Source organism: Corynebacterium sp. 21KM1197, assembly GCF_033783015.1.
Classification (GTDB): domain Bacteria; phylum Actinomycetota; class Actinomycetes; order Mycobacteriales; family Mycobacteriaceae; genus Corynebacterium.
Genome location: NZ_CP123907.1, coordinates 369194 through 387134, shown reverse-complemented (window position 1 = coordinate 387134; position 17941 = coordinate 369194). Strand labels below are relative to the sequence as shown.

The window sequence follows — 17941 nt, the reverse complement described above, 5'->3', positions numbered from 1 at the left end:
ACTATACACCGCGCGCTACACGGATAGGCCGCAAGCGCGTCACCGCGCAGCACCACGCGGCCTCACCGCAGCCCCACCGCTCAGCCCCGCTGTCCAGCCGTCCCCCCGATCTCCTCACCGGGCCGCTCACTCCACCCGCACGGGTGCGCCGCCCTCGGTGATCTCCCCCTCCACGGGCCAACTCGCGTCATTATCCGCGTCCTCGGTGGGAACGTCGGCGCGATTATTGGGTTCCGTGGGTCGGTGGAAGTAGGGCTGGTTCTCCTCTTCCTCGCTGGTAGCCACGCCGGCCTCCCCCTTGGTGGGAACCGGGTCCGTTTCATCCAGGGGCTCGGGCGAGTTGCCCGGCTCCCTCATCTGCTCCAGTTCCTCATCGGTAAAGGCCTCATTGACGGCGAAGATCGCCACGTTCTGTTCCCGGTACACCGGGGTCACGCCGGGGGTAAACCACAGTCCGTCCATCATGCGCTCGTTGCGCGGCTGGGACATCCAGAAGTTCTCCGGGGAAATCAGGATGTAGTTCACGCCCATGCGCTCGGCAGCCTCGTCCACGTGATTGCGCTCATTGGGGGCACCGGGGTTACCGGCGCCCAGGGCATTGGGCCACCAGTACAACAGGCGGGTGGCGGAATCCTTGGAATCCGCGGGCCAATCGTAATGACGCATGACCGAGGGCAGGGTGTTGTAGGCGTACATCCACCCGTGGCCATCGGCGGGCTCACCCATGATGAGGCCCTCATAGGCGTGCGGCTGGCGGGCCAGCCAGTCAAAGGCCCGCAGATCGACGTCGCTGACCATGCGGCCATCCACGCGGGAGGAATTGATGGACCACTCCGCGCCCTCCTTGATCTGCGACCACAGGTTCGCATAGATTCCCCAACTCACCGGCACCGCCAGCGCGATGGAGGCGATCACCGAGGCCCGCGCCCACTTGCGCACCGGCGCCAGGCACACCAACCGAATGAGCACCGCTATGCCGATCCCGGCGGCCGCCATCACGAGCATGGCCACCGGAATGATGAGGCGGTGCGCCATCGAGTAGTGCAATCCACCGATCGAGCTGAGCAGATCACCCCACGCGCCATCAAAGGGAAGCAGGGCATTGACCGCCAGCGTCACGGAGAAGAGGTACAGCAAGATCACCCACACGTTGCGCCGCCACACCAGCAGCGCGATCCCGCCGATGAGGGCGGCACAGAGCACCCAGGTGAGGTTGATTCCCTCGAAGGCGCTCACGTGCCGGGTATTCATCCACAGCGCCTTGGCCCAGGCCTCCCCCCGGGAAATATCCTCCTCCCCAGAAAAGGCCGCCACCTCCTCGGTAACCTCGGAGCCCATGAGAATCTGCGGGAGGAGCAGCACCACGCCCACCGCTCCCGAGGCCGCCAGCAATCCGACGTCGCGAAGCCGCACCATGAGCCCCTGCCGCACGCCCTCCGTGGGGCGAGACGGCACCCACACCAGCCAGCACAGCCACCACAGCAGCAGGGCGCTCACGATGATCGTGGCCGCCGAGGGGTGCATTTGGGTAACGCCCATGAGCGCCAGCGCGGCGACAAAGCTAAAGCGCGGATTGCTGGGCACGGTCATAAAGAGCGCGATGACCACGCCGGTGAGCGCCACCGCCGCCGTGTAGGGCCAGGCTCCCACGTAATTGCCCACCCAGTACCCCGCCGGGGCGCCAAAGATCAAGAACGCCGCCAGGGCCGCCCCCAATTGCGCGGTGATTCCGCGGCTGCGCATCATCTTCCAGGCCAGCAGCCCCACGGAAAGCGGGAACCCCACGCCGGGGATCACGGCGCTGGCCACATTCACGGCCTCGATGGGAGACACTCCCCCGAGTTCCGCGATGAAATAGGTGCCCGCGTGCCAGCCACTGGGATAAAACATCGCGGCCTGAGTCTCAATGTTGTGCAGCTCGCCCATTCTGGTGGGAGAGGCCACGCCGGATTCCATGATCCAGCGCACCACGTTGGCGTGCCATTGCACGTCCCAACCCTGGAACACATTATTGAGCCCCTGCGGGGCACTGGCAATGAAATCCAAGGACTTGGCAATGATGACGTGCGCCCCCGCGATCACGCCCACGGCGGGAATGATCCAGGTGGGATCGAGGATGCCGCCCCGGCGCCGCTGTGGGTCCAACCACCACTCGCGCTGGGTCCACCGCGGGGCTGCAACCCCGGCGGCTTCGGTAGCCTCGGTATCCCCTGTGGATTCGTCGGATTCGGGAACGATCTGGGGCGCGGGGGGAAGCAGGGCCTCCTTATACCGCTTTGCGCGGGTGTCAATGCCTGTGGCCTGGGCCACCGCATCGGCGTCGCGGAGAATATCGGCGTCCGCCGGTAAATACACCACGGTGGCCATGAGGTCACGGCCCTTGTCCCGGCGCTTCCTTAATCCTGCAAAGCGCGGGCGGCGCGGGAAACGTCGGCGACGACCACGCCCGAAGCGTCGCCCATAGCCCCAGCGCCACGCCACCGCCAGGAGCATGAGGAAGAGCCACAGGCCCGTCACGGAAAGCAGATCATAACGCCACGGGGTCAAGCCAATCAGCCAGGCGGCCAGGCCAAAAACGCTGAAGCTCACCGGCATGGCTGCGGCGGCGGCCCAGGGGGCCTTGATGCCAGAGGCCCAGCTCAGGAGGAATCCCGGCAGGGTAAAGATCAGTACCGCGAGATAGGCAATCTGGGCAGTATCCATAGAGAGAGGCCTCGTGGTCCTTTCTTGGTTTTGTGCAGCCCCTAGAGTGTATCGGCATCCAGGGCCGGGGAGGGTAACGCCGCACGCCGATCCCGGGTCACCAACGCCCGAGCGGCAAGTTCCCGATCATCAGGATAGTCCACGCCCACCAGGCTCAATCCCTTGGCCGCGGCCACGGGAACCCGGGAGGAACGCCGCCGCTCGCTCAACAAGCCCAGGGCCATCTCGGGGGCAAACCTCCCCTCCCCCGCCGCCAGGCAACACCCCACCAGGGCGCGCACCATCGACCAACAAAAGGCATCCGCGCTCACTTCAGCCTCATAGAGCTGCGGCTCCCAGGGCGTAGACGCATCGCGCCAGCGCAGCACCTGGAGATCGCGCACCGTGGTGGCGTGGGGCTTGGCCTTGCAAAACGCCGCGAAATCGTGCAGACCAACCAGGTGATCCGCGGTTTCGTGCATGAGCGCCATATCCACGGGTTTGGGCCAGGAAGTCGTATCGCGGACCCGGGTGGGCACGGGCCCGGCGGGGGCCGTGGTCACGCGGTAGCGGTAGTGGCGTCGTAAAGCGGAAAACCTCGCGTCAAAGCCCTCCGGGGCGAGGGTGCAGGCGCTGAGCCGAATGTCCTCGGGCAAAAGTCGTGCTAATCGACGCACCAGCCGCTCCGGCTTCCCCTCGATGGAGCGCTGCTCTAGACACTCGGCGGGAACGTCCGCGTGCGCCACCTGTCCCGCCGCGTGTACCCCGGCGTCCGTCCGCCCCGCCACCGTCAGGCTCACCGGCACGCGCAGCACCAGGGACAACGCCTCCTCCACCGCGCCCTGCACGGTGCGCAGGCTGCGGTCCTTTTGGCTGGCCCAACCGTGAAAATCCGTGCCGTCATAGGCGAGGTCCAACCGCAGCCTCACCACCGGACTCATCGATGCCACCACCCCGAGGCCACCGCCAGCAGCCACAGGGCCGGGGCGTCGAGGGCCATGCGCTGGTACAGGCCCACCGGGTTGTCATAGCCATTGCCAAAGGCCGCCGCGACGGTCAGGGCCAGACCCAGCGCCGATACCCCCAAGAGCACCCAGGTCACGGGGATCAGCGGCCCGCCCACCGCGGCGGTGGCGCGCTCCTCCTCGTCAATCATCGCGCGCCGCCGCCGGGAGGTTACGCCCACCACGCCCACCACGACCATCGCGCACCACAGTGCCACCAGGGCTACCACCTCAAACCCATAGTGCGCATCGGGGGACTGCGCGGGGTCCGCCGTCATGGCCCATACCCCAAAGAGCCCAGCGACCAGCAACGCCACGCCCATTGGCACCGCCCCGGCCAGGGTGCGCCGCTGTTGAATGATCTTGGCTCCGGCGGCCCCCACCATCAACGCCGCAAACATTCCCGCCAGCAGGAAAACCAGGTAATACGGGCTACAGGCCACACGCGGGGCGAAGAAATCCTCCACCGGAACGCACTCGGCCACCCGCAGATCGGCCACCATGTTCAGGCGCGGCAGGTATTCCCCCTGCCAGCCGATAGCCGCGACGAGCCGCCCCCCGTACCAGGCCGCCAGCGCGATCAGGAGAAACGTGGCCGGTGTTCTTCTCAGTGTCTGCGTCTGCCTCACACGCAGCACCATACCGGACGCGCGGGACACAAAAACACACAAGGCGCCGGGGCAGGAAACATCTGTCCTGCCCCGGCGCCTTGGGGAGTGCCTCGGTTATTCACCCAGGGGAGAAATTACTTCTCCTCGGTGGTCTCCTCGGCCTTCTCCTCCGCCGCCTCGGGAGCCTTAGCGGCTTCCTCGGTGGCCTCGGCCTTCGCGGCCTCCTTGGAGGCGGCGGCGCGGGTAGCGCGGGTGGCCTCGGTGCTCACGGTCTCCTCCAGAACCAGGGAGATCTGAGACATCGGGGCGTTATCGCCGCGGCGGTTCTCCAGCTTCACGATGCGGGTGTAACCACCCTCGCGGCCCTCAAACTGGGGGGCCAACTCGTTGAAGAGGTGAGCCACAACGTCCTTGTGCGGCACCTTCTTGAGCACCTCACGGCGATCCGCCAGGGTGCCGCGCTTGGCCTTGGTGATGAGCTTCTCCGCGTAGGGGCGAAGCATCTTGGCCCGTGCGTCGGTGGTCTTGATGGCACCGTGCTCGAACAGTTGCGCAGCCAGGTTAGACAGAATCTTCCGCTGGTTGCTGGCAGAACCGCCGAGCCGTGCGCCCTTTTTCGGGGTAGGCATGAATAACTCCTCGTGTGAAAGTTGAGTTGAGCGGGCGTCTTACTCTTCGGTATCTTCCGCTTCGTCATCCACGTAGTCGCCGGTGGCGGCGTCGTATCCCTCAAGCACCGTCGGATCAAAATCATCCGGGGCGTCCTTGAGCGTCAGCCCCAGGTTAGCGAGCTTGATCTTGACCTCGTTGATGGACTTCTGCCCGAAGTTACGGATGTCCAGCAGATCGGACTCGGTGCACTCCGCGAGTTCACCGACGGTGTGAATCTCCTGGCGCTTCAGGCAGTTATATGACCGAACGGAAAAGTTGAGGTCCTCGATCGGGGTCCCATAGGCGGCCATGAACTCGGATTCCCGCGGGGAGGGGCCAATCTCGATGCCCTCGGCGGAGGTGTTGAGTTCATGCGCGAGGCCGAACAGCTCCACGAGCGTCTTGCCCGCGGAGGCCATCGCGTTGCGCGGGGAGATGGAGTTCTTGGTCTCCACGTCAATGATCAGCTTGTCAAAGTCGGTGCGCTGCTCCACACGGGTGGCCTCGACCTTGTAGCTGACCTTGAGCACGGGGGAGTAAATCTGATCCACCGGAATCCGGCCGATCTCTCCGGCGCCGGTGGCGGCCGCGGGGACGTAACCGCGCCCGCGCTCCACGATGAACTCAATCTCCAGGCTGCCCTGCTCGTTCAGGGTGGCGATGTGCAGATCCGGGTTGTGGATCTCCACCCCGGCGGGGGGCTGAATGTCGCCCGCCGTGATCTCGCCCTCGCCCTGCTTGCTCAGGTACATCACCACGGGCTCCTCGGAATCCGAGGACAACACCATGGACTTGATGTTCAGGATGATGTCAGAAACATCTTCCTTCACACCGTTGATGGTGGTGAACTCGTGGAGCACACCGTCGATCTTCACGCTGGTCACCGCCGCGCCCGGAATGGACGAAAGCAGGGTACGACGCAGCGAGTTGCCGAGGGTGTAACCAAAGCCCGGCTCCAGCGGCTCGATGACGAACCGGGAGCGAGACTCCTCCACTACCTCTTCGGTGAGGGTGGGTCGCTGAGAAATAAGCATGGGACTCTCCTTTGGCGCCCGCTATTTGACGCCGATAGACGGAAAGGGATGGATAACGAAACTCAAAGATTACTTCGAGTAGAGCTCGACGATGAGCTGCTCTTGCAGCGGCACGTCGATCTGTGCGCGCTCGGGCAACTGGTGCACGAGGATGCGCAGGGTGTCCGGGACGACCTGAATCCAGGCCGGCACGATGGCGTCGGCAAGCTGCTCCTGGGCCTCTTCGAACCACTGCATCTTGCGGGAACGCTCGCGCACGTCGATGATGTCATACCTCGAAACGCGGAACGAGGGCACATCGATCTTCTTGCCATTCACGGTGAAGTGGCCGTGGGAAACGAGCTGGCGAGCCTGGCGGCGGGTGCGCGCCAGACCAGCGCGGTACACCACGTTATCCAGGCGAGACTCCAGCAGAACCAGGAGGTTCTCACCGGTCTTACCGGGCAGGCGGTTAGCCTCCTGGTAGTAACGGCGGAACTGCTTCTCCATCACGCCGTAGGTGAAGCGAGCCTTCTGCTTCTCCTGCAACTGGAGCAGGTACTCGGACTCCTTGATGCGAGCGCGGCCAGCCTGACCCGGGGGGTACGGGCGACGCTCGAAGGACATATCGCCGCCGACGAGATCAACGCGGAGACGACGGGACTTACGGGTTGCGGGGCCGGTGTAACGAGCCATAGTTAGTTACCTTTCCTTTCCCTTAAACGCGACGACGCTTCGGCGGGCGGCAGCCGTTGTGCGGGTGCGGCGTCACGTCGGAGATCGAATTGACCTCAAGGCCGGCGGCCTGGAGGGAACGGATAGCGGTTTCGCGGCCCGAGCCCGGACCCTTGACGAACACATCGACCTTCTTCATGCCGTGGTCCATCGCCTTGCGGGCGGCGTTCTCGGCGGCCAACTGCGCGGCGAACGGGGTGGACTTACGGGAGCCCTTGAAACCCACGTGGCCGGAGGAAGCCCAGGAGATCACATCGCCGTTGGGAGCGGTGATGGACACGATGGTGTTGTTGAAGGTGGACTTGATGTAGGCGTGGCCCTGAGCCACGTTCTTCTTGACGGCGCGGCGGCCAGTGCGGCGGGCGCCAGAGCGAGTCTTCGGAGGCATAGATTACTTCTTCTTTCCGGCGATCGTCTTCTTCGGGCCCTTACGGGTGCGGGCGTTGGTCTTGGTGCGCTGACCGCGCACGGGCAGACCGCGACGGTGACGCAGACCCTGGTAGCTTCCGATCTCAATCTTCCGACGGATGTCAGCCTGAACCTGGCGGCGGAGGTCACCCTCCACCTTCCAGGAAGCCTCGATCACGTCACGCAAAGCAGAAAGCTGCTCGTCGTTGAGGTCATCGGTGCGCAGGTCGGGAGAGATGCCGGTCTCCTCAAGCAGCTTGGCCGAACGGGCCGGGCCGATGCCGTAGATGTAGGTGAGTGCAACCTCCATGCGCTTATTGCGCGGGAGGTCCACACCAGCAAGACGTGCCATGTGGCAGTACCTTTCCGGTTGTTACGGTGGTTTTCTCCCCGCTCACCCCTACCAGGCAGCGCGTTATCCGGGACGTAGCCGGACATTGGGCTGTGATCCGTAGGGCTCCAGCCACCGTGGCCGAAGGTTGTGCAGCCTTCCGCAAGGCAAAAACAACGCGGAAGACCTGGAGCGAGGAGGCGAAAAATTACTTACTTGTAGCGGTAGACAATGCGGCCGCGAGAAAGGTCATAGGGAGAAAGCTCCACCACGACGCGATCCTCCGGCAGGATACGGATATAGTGCTGACGCATCTTCCCACTGATGTGGGCGAGAACCTGGTGACCATTATCGAGCTCGACCTTGAACATTGCGTTCGGCAGGGGCTCGATGACCCGACCCTCTACCTCGATGGCGCCTTCCTTTGCCATATCCTCCACTCTCCGCTGACATGTGATGTATAGCGATCACGCCGCGCCGCACGCGGAAATTCGCGCGCAGCACAATAGAACATGATCTCTGGTAACTGTACACCTCCCCACCCCGCCTACCAAAAAAGGCGAGCGGGCATCAAACCCACTCGCCTCAGCCTCTCGGCGTGCGCCCATCCTTAGTAGACGTACACCATGTCCCCGATCTGCAACTGATCGAAGTACTGCACGGCGTCATCGTGGTTGAGGTGAATGCAACCGTGCGAGAGCAGAGCCGGATCACCTTCATGGAAGGCGATGCCGTTGTTGGTGAAGTACACCGCGTACGGCATGGGGGCCATATCGAATTCGTAGGAGACCTCGTCCTTCACCTTACGGTTTACGTAGAAGGTGCCGGTGGGGGTGGCGGTCTCCGGGCTGGGGGCACCGGCGGACATGATCACCGGGCCGTAGGTGACCTCGCCGTTTTCCTGCAACCAGGTGCGGTTACCCTGCAAGTCAATGCAGGCGCGAGCCTCGGCCGGGCAGGGGGTGGAGGAAAGGTCTGCGGCGCGGGCGTCGGCCTGCTGCTGCGCGGCCACGCGCTCGGCCTCGGCACGACGAGCGGCCTCCGCCTGCTCCGCCTCCACGCGGCGCTGCTCCTCCGCACGAGCGGCTTCCTGCACGGCAGCATCTTCGGCGGCGTTATCCACCGCCGGTGCCTGCTCGGGCTGACCGATCAGCCCGGGGAAGGCCGTCTCCACGGAGTTATCCAACAGTTGCAGGGCCGGGTCCGCAAGCTCCGGGGGCAGCAAAGCCGCCTGCTCGTGGAGGGCGTTACGAATCTCCAGGGCCTGATCCTCCCAGGTCAGGGTGGCGGGAGCGGGATTATTCTCTGCTGCGGACGCGATGGAGGGGGAGGCCAGGAGGGCACCCGTCGCTGTACCAGCGGCAGCGAGGGAGACCGCCCGACGCCGCGTGGCAGAGGGCTTAGCATGGCGGGGCTTGTATGACATGGCCGCAAGTATAACCGCTGCCAGACCATAAAGCCGCATCGGCGCGACATACAGCGATCGCCGTCATCTCCCCCGCTACGGGCGCGGGGTCAGAATCCTCGGGCCGCTCGCCGTGGCTGCCACCGTGTGTTCCCAGTGCGCGGCCCAGGAGCCGTCCGCGGTGACCACCGTCCAGGCATCGTCAAGCACCTCATTGTCCCACGTGCCCAGGGTGAGCATGGGCTCCACGCACAGGGTGGTGCCCTCCTGCACCACCGGCCCCTTGCCCGGGCGGCCCTCGTTGGCCAGGAAGGGGTCCTCGTGCATGGTGCGGCCAATGCCGTGGCCGCCATAGCCATTGACGATCCCCAGCGGCACACCCCAGCGCTTCTCCGCCTGCCGCGTGGCCACCTCCAGCGCATGAGAGATGTCCGTGAGGCGCGCCCCCGGCACCACCGCGGCGATCCCCTGCTGCATGACCCACTCCGTGGCCTGGTTGAGTGCCTCCGCCTCCGGGGATAATTCCCCCACGCCAAAGGACCACGCGGAATCCCCCACCCAGCCGTCCAGGGTGGCCCCGCAATCGATGGACACCAGATCGCCCTGCTTGAGCACCACCTCGGCGCTCGGTATCCCATGCACGATCACCTCGTTCACCGAGGAACAGATCGAGGCCGGGAATCCCTCATACCCCAGGAAGGTGGGGTACGCCCCGGCGTCGCGGATCACGGCCTCCGCCACGGCGTCCAGCTCCAGGGTGCTCACCCCCGGCTTGGCGGCCTCGCGCACCGCGCACAGCGCCCTGCCCACGATCTCCCCTGCGGCCTGCATGGCGTCTAACTCACCGGGGGTCTTACCCGGTATCTTCTTGCGCGCTCTAAAACCCATGTCCCTCATCTTCCCACGTTGAACTATCGACGCCGCGCCCGCGACCCCACACCGCGCGGAGCACGCCGCTACTACCTATGCGAAAGTCCCCGCCGGAACTCCTCTCGGGGCTCCCACGGGGACTATCTATCTCAGCCTGCGCGGCGCGGCTATGTTACTTGCGCTCCTCCAGCGCGGCCAGGGCGCGGGAGTTGATCTCCTCCACCTCGCCCTCGGCGTCGATGCTGATGATCTCCTCGCCGTAGTGCTCGATCAGCGGCGCGGTCTCATCGCGGTACACCTTCAGGCGCGTGCGGATGGTCTCCTCGTTATCGTCCGCGCGGCCGCGAGCGAGCATGCGCTCCACCACCACGTCCTCGGAGATGCGGAAGTTCAGCACGCCGTCCAGCTTGAGGCCCTTGCGCTCCAGCAGCGCGGTGAGAATCTCCGCCTGCTCCACCGTGCGGGGGAAGCCATCGAGCAGGAAGCCCTCGGCGGTATCGGCCTCGTCGAGGCGGGACTCCACCATGCGCGCGGTCACGTCAGTGGGCACGAGCTTGCCCGCGTCGATGTATTCCTTGGCCTCGACACCCAGCGGGGTGCCCTCGCCAATGTTCGCGCGGAAGAGATCGCCCGTGGAGATGTGGGGCACGCCCAACTTCTCCGAGAGCAAAACGGCCTGGGTGCCCTTGCCAGCACCGGGGGGTCCAAGAAGTATGAGTCTCATTTGAGCAACCCTTCGTAGTTACTTTGCAGAAGCTGGCTTTCAATTTGCTTCACGGTGGTCAGCGCCACAGACACCAGAATCAACACGGCGGTACCGCCAAAGGCACCCATCGCCGCGCCGCCCTGCTGGCCAATGCCGAACTCCAGCGCGATATTCGGCAGCACCGCGATGACGCCAAGGTACAGCGCGCCCACGAACAGCAGGCGATTCATCACGTACGCCAGGTACTCCGCCGTGGGGCGGCCGGGACGAATACCCGGAATGAAGCCACCGTACTTTTTCATGTTATCCGCCTGCTCGTTCGGATCGTACTGAACCGAAACGTAGAAGTAGGAGAAGAAGATAATCAGCGCGAAGTACAGCAGGATGTACTGCCAGGAGGAGGGGCTTTGCAGCACAGAGATGACGTTGCGCTGCCACCAGTTATCCGGCTGCTCCAGGCTGCCGGAGTACACGATCTGCGTAATCAGCACCGGCATGTAAATCAGCGAGGACGCGAAAATCACGGGGATCACGCCCGCCTGGTTCACCTTCAGCGGCAGGTAGGTGGAGGAACCGCCGTATTGACGGCGCCCCACCATGCGCTTGGCGTACTGCACCGGGATGCGGCGCTGGCCCTGCTCCACGAACACCACGCCCACCACGAGCAGCACCACGGCGGCCACCACCACGGCGAACATCAGGCCGCCGGAGTTGTTGAGCACCGCGAGGCCGTCGGTAGGCAGACGGGTGGCGATGCCGGCGAAGATGAGCAGGGACATACCGTTGCCCACGCCCTTCTCCGTGATCAGTTCGCCCATCCACATCACCAGCACGGCACCGGAGGTCATGGTGATCACCAACACCACCAGATCCCACACGGTGCGATCGGCCACCAGCACCTCAACACCATTACCCAGGAGCTGCTGGCGATCCGCCAGGGCCACGATGCCCGCGGACTGCAAGAGCGCCAGGGCCACCGTGAGGTAGCGGGTGTACTGGGTCATCTTGGCCTGACCGGACTGCCCCTCCTTTTTCAGCTGCTCAAAGTGCGGAATCACCACGGTCAGCAACTGCACGATGATCGACGCCGTGATGTAGGGCATAATGCCGATGGCAAAGACCGAAAGCTGCAAGAGCGCGCCACCGGAGAAGAGATTAATCAGCGAATAAACGCTGCCCTGCTCCTGGGTAAGAGTGCGCAAACGATCGCTAATCTGCGCGTAATCCACTCCCGGGGAGGGAATCTGCGCACCGATACGGTACAAGATGATCATCGCGATGGTGAAGAAAATCTTCCGGCGAAGATCAACATCCTTAAAAGCCTGGATAACGGCGGACACTTATCCTCCTGGCTCCACACGCACCTGTTGTCTTGGGACATCCCAGCACGGCAGAGTGTTCTATTCGTTCCAGCCCCTACGCCCCGCATACACGCAACTAGGGGCGCCGGACACAATTGACTCCACTACCTTACCAGCCACCCGAACTTTTCCCACCCCAGGGTGAACACCGCCTTAGTTCCCACTCGATGCCGCCCCGCTTCCCCCTCCATCGCTTGCCCCCCCCCACTCATTACCGCGCGCTCGGTCTCCGGATTAACCTCCAGGCCAAGACCCGCCCCGGTGCTCAATCCCACACCCGGCTCCGCACATCCACAATCAGCAGGGCCACGGCCCCCGCCATCACCCCGCCGAGGATCAGCACCGCCCCAATGTCCTCCCCATCGGCGGTGCCTCCCACCAATCCCATCGCCAAGCGGGCCCACCACGCGGCGAGCCCCAACAGCAGCACCCCGGAAGTGATCCCGCGCGACACGCGGGGCAGGAAGAACAACACCGCTCCCAGCAGCATGATCCCGGAACTCAGGGCGTATAACACCCGCGTTCCCAGGGCCTCACCGTTCAAGAAGAGCAGCGAGGCGAGGTCCAGCGCCGCCATTACACCCAGCAGAGCGGCAACAATAGTAGCCATCAGGCCACGGCCGGTTGGTTTTCTCTCCACCATGAGTCCCCAATGTAGCCCGCTTCCCTTACCCACACCCCCGTCTGCTCCCCCCCTTGGCTCACGACGCCACGCGGCATAAGCATCACAACCACCGCCGCACACGGGCGGTGCCTCACACATCTCCCCTACGAGCAGCGCGCCTACGAGCAACGCACCTACGATCAGCGCCGCACAAGAGCACGACGAGCAGAAAGCCCCTGCCTTCCCCCAAACGGGGAGGCAGGGGCTTTCTGGAAAAGAATGATCGGGCTACTTGGTAGCGGTCACGGAACCGCCAGCGGCCTCAATCTTCTCCACAGCGGACTTGGAGAACTTCTCGGCGGTAACGTTCAGCTTGACGCCGAGGTCGCCATTGCCCAGAACCTTGACCGGCTGCTTCGGACGGACGAGGCCCTTGGCCACGATGTCCGCCACGGTGATCTCGCCGCCCTCCGGGAAGGCCTTGTTCAGGTCGCCCACATTGACCACCTGGTAGTAGACCTTGTTCGGGTTCTTGAAGCCCTTGAGCTTCGGCAGGCGCATGTGGATCGGCATCTGCCCACCCTCGAATGCGGCCGAAACCTGCTTGCGGGCCTTCGTACCCTTGGTACCACGGCCAGCGGTCTTACCCTTGGAGGCCTCACCACGGCCCACGCGGGTCTTGGGCTTGTTTGCACCCTTGGACGGGCGCAGATCGTGGAGCTTGATGATATCGCTCATGTGTTATCTACTCCCCTGCCACTTCTTCGACAACGACCAAGTGGCGCACCATGTTGATCTGGCCGCGCACGGCAGCGTTGTCCTTCTTGATGACGCTGTGGCGGATGCGCTTGAGGCCCAGGGCCTCAAGGTTGGCCTTCTGCTTCGGGTTCGTTCCCACGATACCGCGAATCTGCGTGATCTTCAGTGCCATGCTTAGGCCTCCTGTCCAGCGCGGGCGCGCAGCATACGAGCCGGGGCAACCTCTTCGAGGGTCTTGCCGCGACGTGCTGCGACCTCCTCCGGGCGGACGAGCTGCTTGAGCCCGGCCACCGTGGCGTGCACAACGTTAATGGCGTTATCGGAGCCCAGGGACTTCGAGAGGATGTCCTGCACACCGGCGCACTCCAGCACGGGGCGGGCAGCGCCACCGGCGATCACACCGGTACCGGGAGCGGCGGGCTTGAGCATCACGCGGCCGGCGGCGGCCTCGCCGATCACCGGGTGGGTGATGGTGCCGGCCACCATGGGCACGCGGAAGAAGTTCTTGCGAGCCTCCTCGGCACCCTTCTGGATGGCGGCGGGAACTTCCTTAGCCTTGCCATAGCCCACGCCGACCATGCCCTGACCGTCGCCCACGATCACCAGGGCGGTGAAGCTGAAGCGACGACCACCCTTGACCACCTTGGACACGCGGTTGATGGTCACAACGCGCTCGATGTACTTATCGCGCTCGTCGTTGTTGCCACGGCGATCGTTGTTGCGCCCGCCGCGGCGCTCGTTGTTGTTCTTCTTGTTCTCGTCGGCGGAGCGTCCGCCGTCACGCCGTTCACGTCCCGGCATTACGCGATCCTTCCGTTGATGTTCTGCGAGGTGGCGATCATTAGAACTTCAAACCACCTTCACGGGCTGCGTCGGCCAGCGCGGCAACGCGGCCGTGGTACTTGTAACCGGCGCGGTCGAACACGACCTTCTCGATGCCGGCTTCCTTGGCGCGCTGGGCGATCAGCTCGCCCACCTTGGCACCCTTGGTCTTCTTGTCGCCCTCCATCGCCCGGATCTCCGGCTCGATGGTGGAGGCGGCAACAAGGGTGTGGCCGATGGTGTCGTCGATGACCTGCGCGTGCATGTGACGCGAGGAACGGTGAACCACCAGGCGCGGGGCCTCGGGGGTACCACGCAGGTTCTTGCGAACGCGGAAGTGACGGCGGGCACGGGCAGCGCGACGGCGCGAGGAAATATCCTTGCCCACCGGCGTGCGCTTCTTGTTTTGCTCTGCGTTGTTGCTCATGCTTACTTACCCGTCTTTCCGACCTTGCGGCGGATCTGCTCACCCTCGTAGCGGATGCCCTTACCCTTGTAAGGATCGTCCTTCCGCAGACGACGGATGTTCGCGGCGATCTGCCCAACCTGCTGCTTGTCGATACCGGCGATGGAGAACTTCGTGTTGCCGTCCACGGCAAAGGTGATGCCCTCCGGAGCCTCGATGAGGATCGGGTGGGAATAACCCAGGGAGAACTCCAGGTTCTTGCCCTTGGCCTGGACGCGGTAGCCCACGCCGAAGATTTCCATCTTGATGGTGTAACCCTCGGTGACGCCGACCACGCAGTTGTTGATCAGCGACCGGGAAAGGCCGTGCAGGGCACGGTTCTTGCGCTGATCGTCCGGGCGGGACACCACAATCTGGTTGTCCTCCACAGCCACGGCGATGGGGGCCGGAACGTCCAGGGACAGGGTGCCCTTGGGGCCCTTGACCTCGACGTGCTGGCCGTCGATCTTCGTTTCCACACCGGACGGAATGGCGATGGGAGCCTTACCAACTCGCGACATTGCTTATCACTTCTCCCTTTACCAGACGTAGGCGAGGACTTCTCCGCCTACGCCCTTCTCGCTCGCCTGGCGATCGGTCAGCAGACCCTGGGAGGTGGAGATGATGGCCACACCCAGGCCGCCAAGGACCGTCGGCAGTTCGGTGGACTTTGCGTACACGCGCAGACCCGGCTTGGACACGCGGCGCAGACCGGAGATGGAGCGCTCGCGCTGGGGGCCGTACTTCAGTTCGAGGGACAGGGTCTTGCCGACCTTGGCGTCCTCGACGGTGTAGTTCGCAATGTAGCCCTCCTGCTTGAGGATCTCGGCGATGTTCGCCTTGATCTTCGAGGAAGGCATGGACACGACGTCGTGGTGCGCGTGATTAGCGTTGCGCACGCGCGACAGCATGTCCGCGATAGGATCAGTCATGGTCATAAAGCGACCTCTAGCCTTTCTCGCCGCGGTTCCCTGCGCTCACCGATAAAGCGTTCTCCGCGTATCTTTCGGGCCACTTGCGCTCTCCCCCACTCAGTAATGGGGGCTGCTCGCTGCCACATTTCACACGGTCCGCATATCCGGCGAGGGGCCTACGGCAAAGTAGGTGTTCGTGTTCAATTAACGGAAAGCCGCGCACCACAGCCGTGGCGCGCAGAAGTCCAGCGATAAACTTTACCCACACGCCGCCGCGCAGGCAAAATCCTCCCGCTAAGGTGAGCCCCATGAGCAGACGCACCCCCAGGGTCCCCGCCCTGCACCTCCACGCAGAGGGCTCCTCCCGCCGCGCGGCCCCCGTGCTCAGCGAGGAGCCCCTGGAGATTCGGCTTATCGACGGCCCCCGTTACCGCCTCCCCCGCACGCCCGGAAATGACATCGAACTGGCCCACGGCCTGCTCTACGCCGAGGGCCTCATCACCCGCGCCGAGGACCTCAGCGAGGCCCGCTACTGCGCCGGGGCGGAGGGAGAGAACCAGTGCAATACCTATAACGTCCTGGATCTGCGGCTCAACCCGCAAGTGGGGCCACCGCCCGAGGTTGAGCGCACCGGGGCGTCGATAAGCACCACCGAGGTGCGCGCCCTGCTGGAGGCCACCCCCGTGGCGCAGCCCGATGACCTCTACCAAGCCTCGGCGATGCGGGAGGGACACACCACGCACCGGGAGGACCTCGCCGCGATCAATGCCGTGGACAAAGTGATGGGCGCGCTGCTGGTGGCCGAGCCCGCAGCCCAGCGCCCGGCCCGGGGTGCGTTTCTACTACTCAGCGCCCGCCCCACCCTCGACGTGCTGAGGCGCGCCCAGCGCGCGGGCTTTCGCGGCGTCTCCTCCCCGCTCACTCCCACCGGCGCGGCGGTGGAGCACGCCCGCGAGCACGGGCTCATTCTCCTGTGCTGCAAGAACACCGCCCTGCTCTACAGCGGCGATCTCCACGAATAAGCGCATAAGAAAAGCGGGCCCGGTTTCCCAGGCCCGCAGCATTCCAGCCCCCGATTAGCTCCGATTAGTGCAGAATGCTCTGATCGCCTGCGGGAATGCTGCCGCAGGTGCTCGGGGCGGGCTTGCCCTCAAAGCGGTCGGTCATCCAACCCACGGCATTGACAAACCAGGTGGCGCCGCCGGTGACGTGGGGCACCGGGTGCTCCTCGTACTGCACCGGAACGCCAGCGGCACAGTACTTGTTTGCCAGGGCACGGGAATCATCGGCCACCATCACGCCGTCGCCCGCCTTGCCCAGGCCGCGCTGCACGTCCACGGTACCGGCAACCTCGCCCACCACGCCCTGCGTGTAGTAGAAGGGCACGGTGGGGTCGGGTGCCAGGCCCATGTTCACCTTGCGGATCACGTCCACCAACTCCGGGATCGCGTACGGATCGCGGTACTCCGGCTTGACCAGGGCCTCCCAGGTCAGGCCGGGCATGGAACCCACCACCTCGGTGATGGAGGAGTTCTCCACGCGGCTTAGCATCATACGGCCAAAGTCGTTGAAGTACTGGGCCAGGTCTACGCCATAGGCGCGGCTAAGGCCCACCACGGCCATCAACTGAATCGGCGCCCAGTAGGCGGAGCCGCTCACGTAGTTGATGTTGTTGATCGGGTTCACCAGCACGCCGCCGGTGGCCGCGCCCACGAGGTTGTCATTAATGTCCGGGGCGTAGGAGGGGGCCAACTGCGCGGCCCAGTTGGTGGCGATGGCACCGCCGGAGTAGCCCACCAGACCCACCTGGGAATCGGGGTTCAGGCCGGTATCGGGCACGTGCAGGGCCGCCCGAATACCGTCCAGGGTGGTGGTGCCGTACTCGGGACCTGCGATGAAGTTCGCGGTCTGCCCCTCGATGTCCGGGAAGGCCACCGCGTATCCCTTGGCCAGGAAGTTCAGGATCTGCACGGTCTCGGTGCCGGTGTAGGCGATATTGCCCACGGAGAGATCGCCAGCGATGGAGCGCGAGGGCGAGTGCTCGGGGTTGAGGGAATCATAGATGGAGTGCATGGACACCAACTTGCCGTTGCCCGGCCCCGTGGGCTTGACCACGGAGGTGATGCCGTGGGTCTTGTGCCCCTGCGCGTTGATGGTCACGTACTTGATCTGCACTACCTCCAGGGGCAGCGGGGCCGCAAAGGCGTGGTAGGGCAGGTGGCGCACGTCCAGGATGTCACCGGGGTTGCGCCCGGAGAGATCCTCGTGGTTCTCAAAGAAGCCATGATCGCTCCGCTGGATCGAGGAGCTTCCCTCCGGTAGGAGATCGCTGGAATTGGGGATGACGGGAAGCGTGGGGGCCGCCACGGCAGGGGCCGTGGGCAACGCCACTGCAACGGCCGTCATCAATGCGAGCAGACGTGTTTTCTTCACGTGTTTCATCCAATCTTCTCCACCGCTGATGGGGTTTGCCCCCGGGGCCTCACCAGGCCATTGACCAGAGGAAATACAGGCGGAGTGTAGCCAAAAGATATTTTCCCAAGGAATGATAACAAAACTTGTGTGACTGGTGTGATTTCACCGCCCGTATCGCTAGCCTGGGTAATACCTTTTGACCGAA

The 17941-nt window shown here is 64.4% G+C and carries 22 protein-coding genes; 1 reads left to right on the top strand and 21 read right to left on the bottom strand.

Going from position 1 to position 17941, the window contains the following annotated elements; genetic code table 11:
* Positions 1-126: 126 nt before the first annotated feature.
* From OLW90_RS01945 to rpsH, 20 genes are all read right to left on the bottom strand, one after another.
* Positions 127-2703, bottom strand: a complete 2577-nt coding sequence (locus OLW90_RS01945; protein ID WP_319650789.1) for a DUF6541 family protein — start codon at positions 2701-2703, stop codon at positions 127-129.
* Positions 2704-2744: 41 nt separating this feature from the next.
* Positions 2745-3623: a tRNA pseudouridine(38-40) synthase TruA gene (gene truA / locus OLW90_RS01940; protein ID WP_319650788.1), complete on the bottom strand. Its 879-nt coding sequence runs from the start codon at positions 3621-3623 to the stop codon at positions 2745-2747.
* Entirely contained in the window at positions 3620-4315 is a 696-nt protein-coding gene (locus OLW90_RS01935) for a hypothetical protein (protein ID WP_319650787.1), read from the bottom strand. The genes truA and OLW90_RS01935 overlap by 4 nt, the downstream gene beginning before the upstream one ends.
* 116 nt (positions 4316-4431) lie before the next feature.
* Positions 4432-4926, bottom strand: a complete 495-nt coding sequence (gene rplQ / locus OLW90_RS01930) for a 50S ribosomal protein L17 (protein WP_319650786.1) — start codon at positions 4924-4926, stop codon at positions 4432-4434.
* A gap of 39 nt (positions 4927-4965) precedes the next feature.
* Positions 4966-5982 carry a DNA-directed RNA polymerase subunit alpha gene (locus tag OLW90_RS01925; protein ID WP_319650785.1) on the bottom strand — a complete coding sequence of 339 codons (1017 nt, stop codon included), beginning with the start codon at positions 5980-5982 and terminating at the stop codon, positions 4966-4968.
* Between the two features lie 69 nt (positions 5983-6051).
* A complete protein-coding gene (gene rpsD, locus OLW90_RS01920) occupies positions 6052-6657 on the bottom strand; it encodes a 30S ribosomal protein S4 (protein ID WP_055122249.1) in 606 nt (201 codons plus the stop codon).
* A gap of 22 nt (positions 6658-6679) precedes the next feature.
* Positions 6680-7084 carry a 30S ribosomal protein S11 gene (gene rpsK / locus OLW90_RS01915; protein ID WP_055122250.1) on the bottom strand — a complete coding sequence of 135 codons (405 nt, stop codon included), beginning with the start codon at positions 7082-7084 and terminating at the stop codon, positions 6680-6682.
* Between the two features lie 3 nt (positions 7085-7087).
* A complete protein-coding gene (rpsM, locus tag OLW90_RS01910) occupies positions 7088-7456 on the bottom strand; it encodes a 30S ribosomal protein S13 (protein WP_018118369.1) in 369 nt (122 codons plus the stop codon).
* Positions 7457-7647: 191 nt separating this feature from the next.
* The gene (infA, locus tag OLW90_RS01905) at positions 7648-7866 is read right to left on the bottom strand and encodes a translation initiation factor IF-1 (protein ID WP_018118368.1); all 219 of its coding nucleotides are present in this window, start codon (positions 7864-7866) and stop codon (positions 7648-7650) included.
* Between the two features lie 179 nt (positions 7867-8045).
* A complete protein-coding gene (locus OLW90_RS01900; protein WP_319650779.1) occupies positions 8046-8861 on the bottom strand; it encodes a L,D-transpeptidase in 816 nt (271 codons plus the stop codon).
* A gap of 75 nt (positions 8862-8936) precedes the next feature.
* Positions 8937-9728 (bottom strand): type I methionyl aminopeptidase, encoded by a 792-nt coding sequence (gene map, locus OLW90_RS01895; protein WP_319650774.1) that lies wholly within the window; start codon positions 9726-9728, stop codon positions 8937-8939.
* A 154-nt stretch (positions 9729-9882) separates the two neighbouring features.
* The gene (locus OLW90_RS01890) at positions 9883-10434 is read right to left on the bottom strand and encodes an adenylate kinase (RefSeq protein ID WP_319650769.1); all 552 of its coding nucleotides are present in this window, start codon (positions 10432-10434) and stop codon (positions 9883-9885) included.
* Positions 10431-11756: a preprotein translocase subunit SecY gene (secY, locus tag OLW90_RS01885; protein WP_319650767.1), complete on the bottom strand. Its 1326-nt coding sequence runs from the start codon at positions 11754-11756 to the stop codon at positions 10431-10433. Before secY ends, OLW90_RS01890 begins: the two co-directional genes overlap by 4 nt.
* Before the next feature lie 286 nt (positions 11757-12042).
* Positions 12043-12420 (bottom strand): hypothetical protein, encoded by a 378-nt coding sequence (locus tag OLW90_RS01880; RefSeq protein WP_319650765.1) that lies wholly within the window; start codon positions 12418-12420, stop codon positions 12043-12045.
* Positions 12421-12669: 249 nt separating this feature from the next.
* Positions 12670-13119, bottom strand: a complete 450-nt coding sequence (gene rplO, locus OLW90_RS01875) for a 50S ribosomal protein L15 (RefSeq protein WP_319650761.1) — start codon at positions 13117-13119, stop codon at positions 12670-12672.
* Between the two features lie 7 nt (positions 13120-13126).
* Positions 13127-13312, bottom strand: a complete 186-nt coding sequence (gene rpmD / locus OLW90_RS01870) for a 50S ribosomal protein L30 (protein ID WP_319650758.1) — start codon at positions 13310-13312, stop codon at positions 13127-13129.
* Positions 13313-13314: 2 nt separating this feature from the next.
* On the bottom strand, positions 13315-13941 hold the full coding sequence (gene rpsE, locus OLW90_RS01865) for a 30S ribosomal protein S5 (protein WP_319650756.1): 627 nt from the start codon (positions 13939-13941) through the stop codon (positions 13315-13317).
* A 40-nt stretch (positions 13942-13981) separates the two neighbouring features.
* A complete protein-coding gene (gene rplR, locus OLW90_RS01860) occupies positions 13982-14389 on the bottom strand; it encodes a 50S ribosomal protein L18 (RefSeq protein ID WP_026166031.1) in 408 nt (135 codons plus the stop codon).
* A 2-nt stretch (positions 14390-14391) separates the two neighbouring features.
* Positions 14392-14928, bottom strand: a complete 537-nt coding sequence (rplF, locus tag OLW90_RS01855) for a 50S ribosomal protein L6 (protein WP_319650751.1) — start codon at positions 14926-14928, stop codon at positions 14392-14394.
* 18 nt (positions 14929-14946) lie between these two features.
* The gene (gene rpsH / locus OLW90_RS01850) at positions 14947-15345 is read right to left on the bottom strand and encodes a 30S ribosomal protein S8 (protein WP_018118357.1); all 399 of its coding nucleotides are present in this window, start codon (positions 15343-15345) and stop codon (positions 14947-14949) included.
* Between the two features lie 284 nt (positions 15346-15629).
* Here rpsH and OLW90_RS01845 point away from each other — a divergent pair, with 284 nt between their 5' ends.
* A complete protein-coding gene (locus tag OLW90_RS01845; RefSeq protein ID WP_319650744.1) occupies positions 15630-16343 on the top strand; it encodes a formate dehydrogenase accessory sulfurtransferase FdhD in 714 nt (237 codons plus the stop codon).
* Between the two features lie 64 nt (positions 16344-16407).
* On the opposite strand, the gene OLW90_RS01840 is transcribed toward OLW90_RS01845, so the two are convergent.
* Positions 16408-17727: a lipase family protein gene (locus OLW90_RS01840; RefSeq protein WP_319650737.1), complete on the bottom strand. Its 1320-nt coding sequence runs from the start codon at positions 17725-17727 to the stop codon at positions 16408-16410.
* Positions 17728-17941: the final 214 nt, after the last annotated feature.

What these genes read in the sequence shown, in the direction of transcription:
- OLW90_RS01945 (WP_319650789.1), bottom strand. Translation starts at nt 2,703, where the DNA reads ATGGATACTGCCCAGATTGCCTATCTCGCGGTACTGATCTTTACCCTG.
- truA (WP_319650788.1), bottom strand. Translation starts at nt 3,623, where the DNA reads ATGAGTCCGGTGGTGAGGCTGCGGTTGGACCTCGCCTATGACGGCACG.
- rplQ (WP_319650786.1), bottom strand. Translation starts at nt 4,926, where the DNA reads ATGCCTACCCCGAAAAAGGGCGCACGGCTCGGCGGTTCTGCCAGCAAC.
- OLW90_RS01925 (WP_319650785.1), bottom strand. Translation starts at nt 5,982, where the DNA reads ATGCTTATTTCTCAGCGACCCACCCTCACCGAAGAGGTAGTGGAGGAG.
- rpsD (WP_055122249.1), bottom strand. Translation starts at nt 6,657, where the DNA reads ATGGCTCGTTACACCGGCCCCGCAACCCGTAAGTCCCGTCGTCTCCGC.
- rpsK (WP_055122250.1), bottom strand. Translation starts at nt 7,084, where the DNA reads ATGCCTCCGAAGACTCGCTCTGGCGCCCGCCGCACTGGCCGCCGCGCC.
- rpsM (WP_018118369.1), bottom strand. Translation starts at nt 7,456, where the DNA reads ATGGCACGTCTTGCTGGTGTGGACCTCCCGCGCAATAAGCGCATGGAG.
- infA (WP_018118368.1), bottom strand. Translation starts at nt 7,866, where the DNA reads ATGGCAAAGGAAGGCGCCATCGAGGTAGAGGGTCGGGTCATCGAGCCC.
- OLW90_RS01900 (WP_319650779.1), bottom strand. Translation starts at nt 8,861, where the DNA reads ATGTCATACAAGCCCCGCCATGCTAAGCCCTCTGCCACGCGGCGTCGG.
- map (WP_319650774.1), bottom strand. Translation starts at nt 9,728, where the DNA reads ATGGGTTTTAGAGCGCGCAAGAAGATACCGGGTAAGACCCCCGGTGAG.
- OLW90_RS01890 (WP_319650769.1), bottom strand. Translation starts at nt 10,434, where the DNA reads ATGAGACTCATACTTCTTGGACCCCCCGGTGCTGGCAAGGGCACCCAG.
- OLW90_RS01880 (WP_319650765.1), bottom strand. Translation starts at nt 12,420, where the DNA reads ATGGTGGAGAGAAAACCAACCGGCCGTGGCCTGATGGCTACTATTGTT.
- rplO (WP_319650761.1), bottom strand. Translation starts at nt 13,119, where the DNA reads ATGAGCGATATCATCAAGCTCCACGATCTGCGCCCGTCCAAGGGTGCA.
- rpmD (WP_319650758.1), bottom strand. Translation starts at nt 13,312, where the DNA reads ATGGCACTGAAGATCACGCAGATTCGCGGTATCGTGGGAACGAACCCG.
- rpsE (WP_319650756.1), bottom strand. Translation starts at nt 13,941, where the DNA reads ATGCCGGGACGTGAACGGCGTGACGGCGGACGCTCCGCCGACGAGAAC.
- rplR (WP_026166031.1), bottom strand. Translation starts at nt 14,389, where the DNA reads ATGAGCAACAACGCAGAGCAAAACAAGAAGCGCACGCCGGTGGGCAAG.
- rplF (WP_319650751.1), bottom strand. Translation starts at nt 14,928, where the DNA reads ATGTCGCGAGTTGGTAAGGCTCCCATCGCCATTCCGTCCGGTGTGGAA.
- rpsH (WP_018118357.1), bottom strand. Translation starts at nt 15,345, where the DNA reads ATGACCATGACTGATCCTATCGCGGACATGCTGTCGCGCGTGCGCAAC.
- OLW90_RS01845 (WP_319650744.1), top strand. Translation starts at nt 15,630, where the DNA reads ATGAGCAGACGCACCCCCAGGGTCCCCGCCCTGCACCTCCACGCAGAG.
- OLW90_RS01840 (WP_319650737.1), bottom strand. Translation starts at nt 17,727, where the DNA reads ATGACGGCCGTTGCAGTGGCGTTGCCCACGGCCCCTGCCGTGGCGGCC.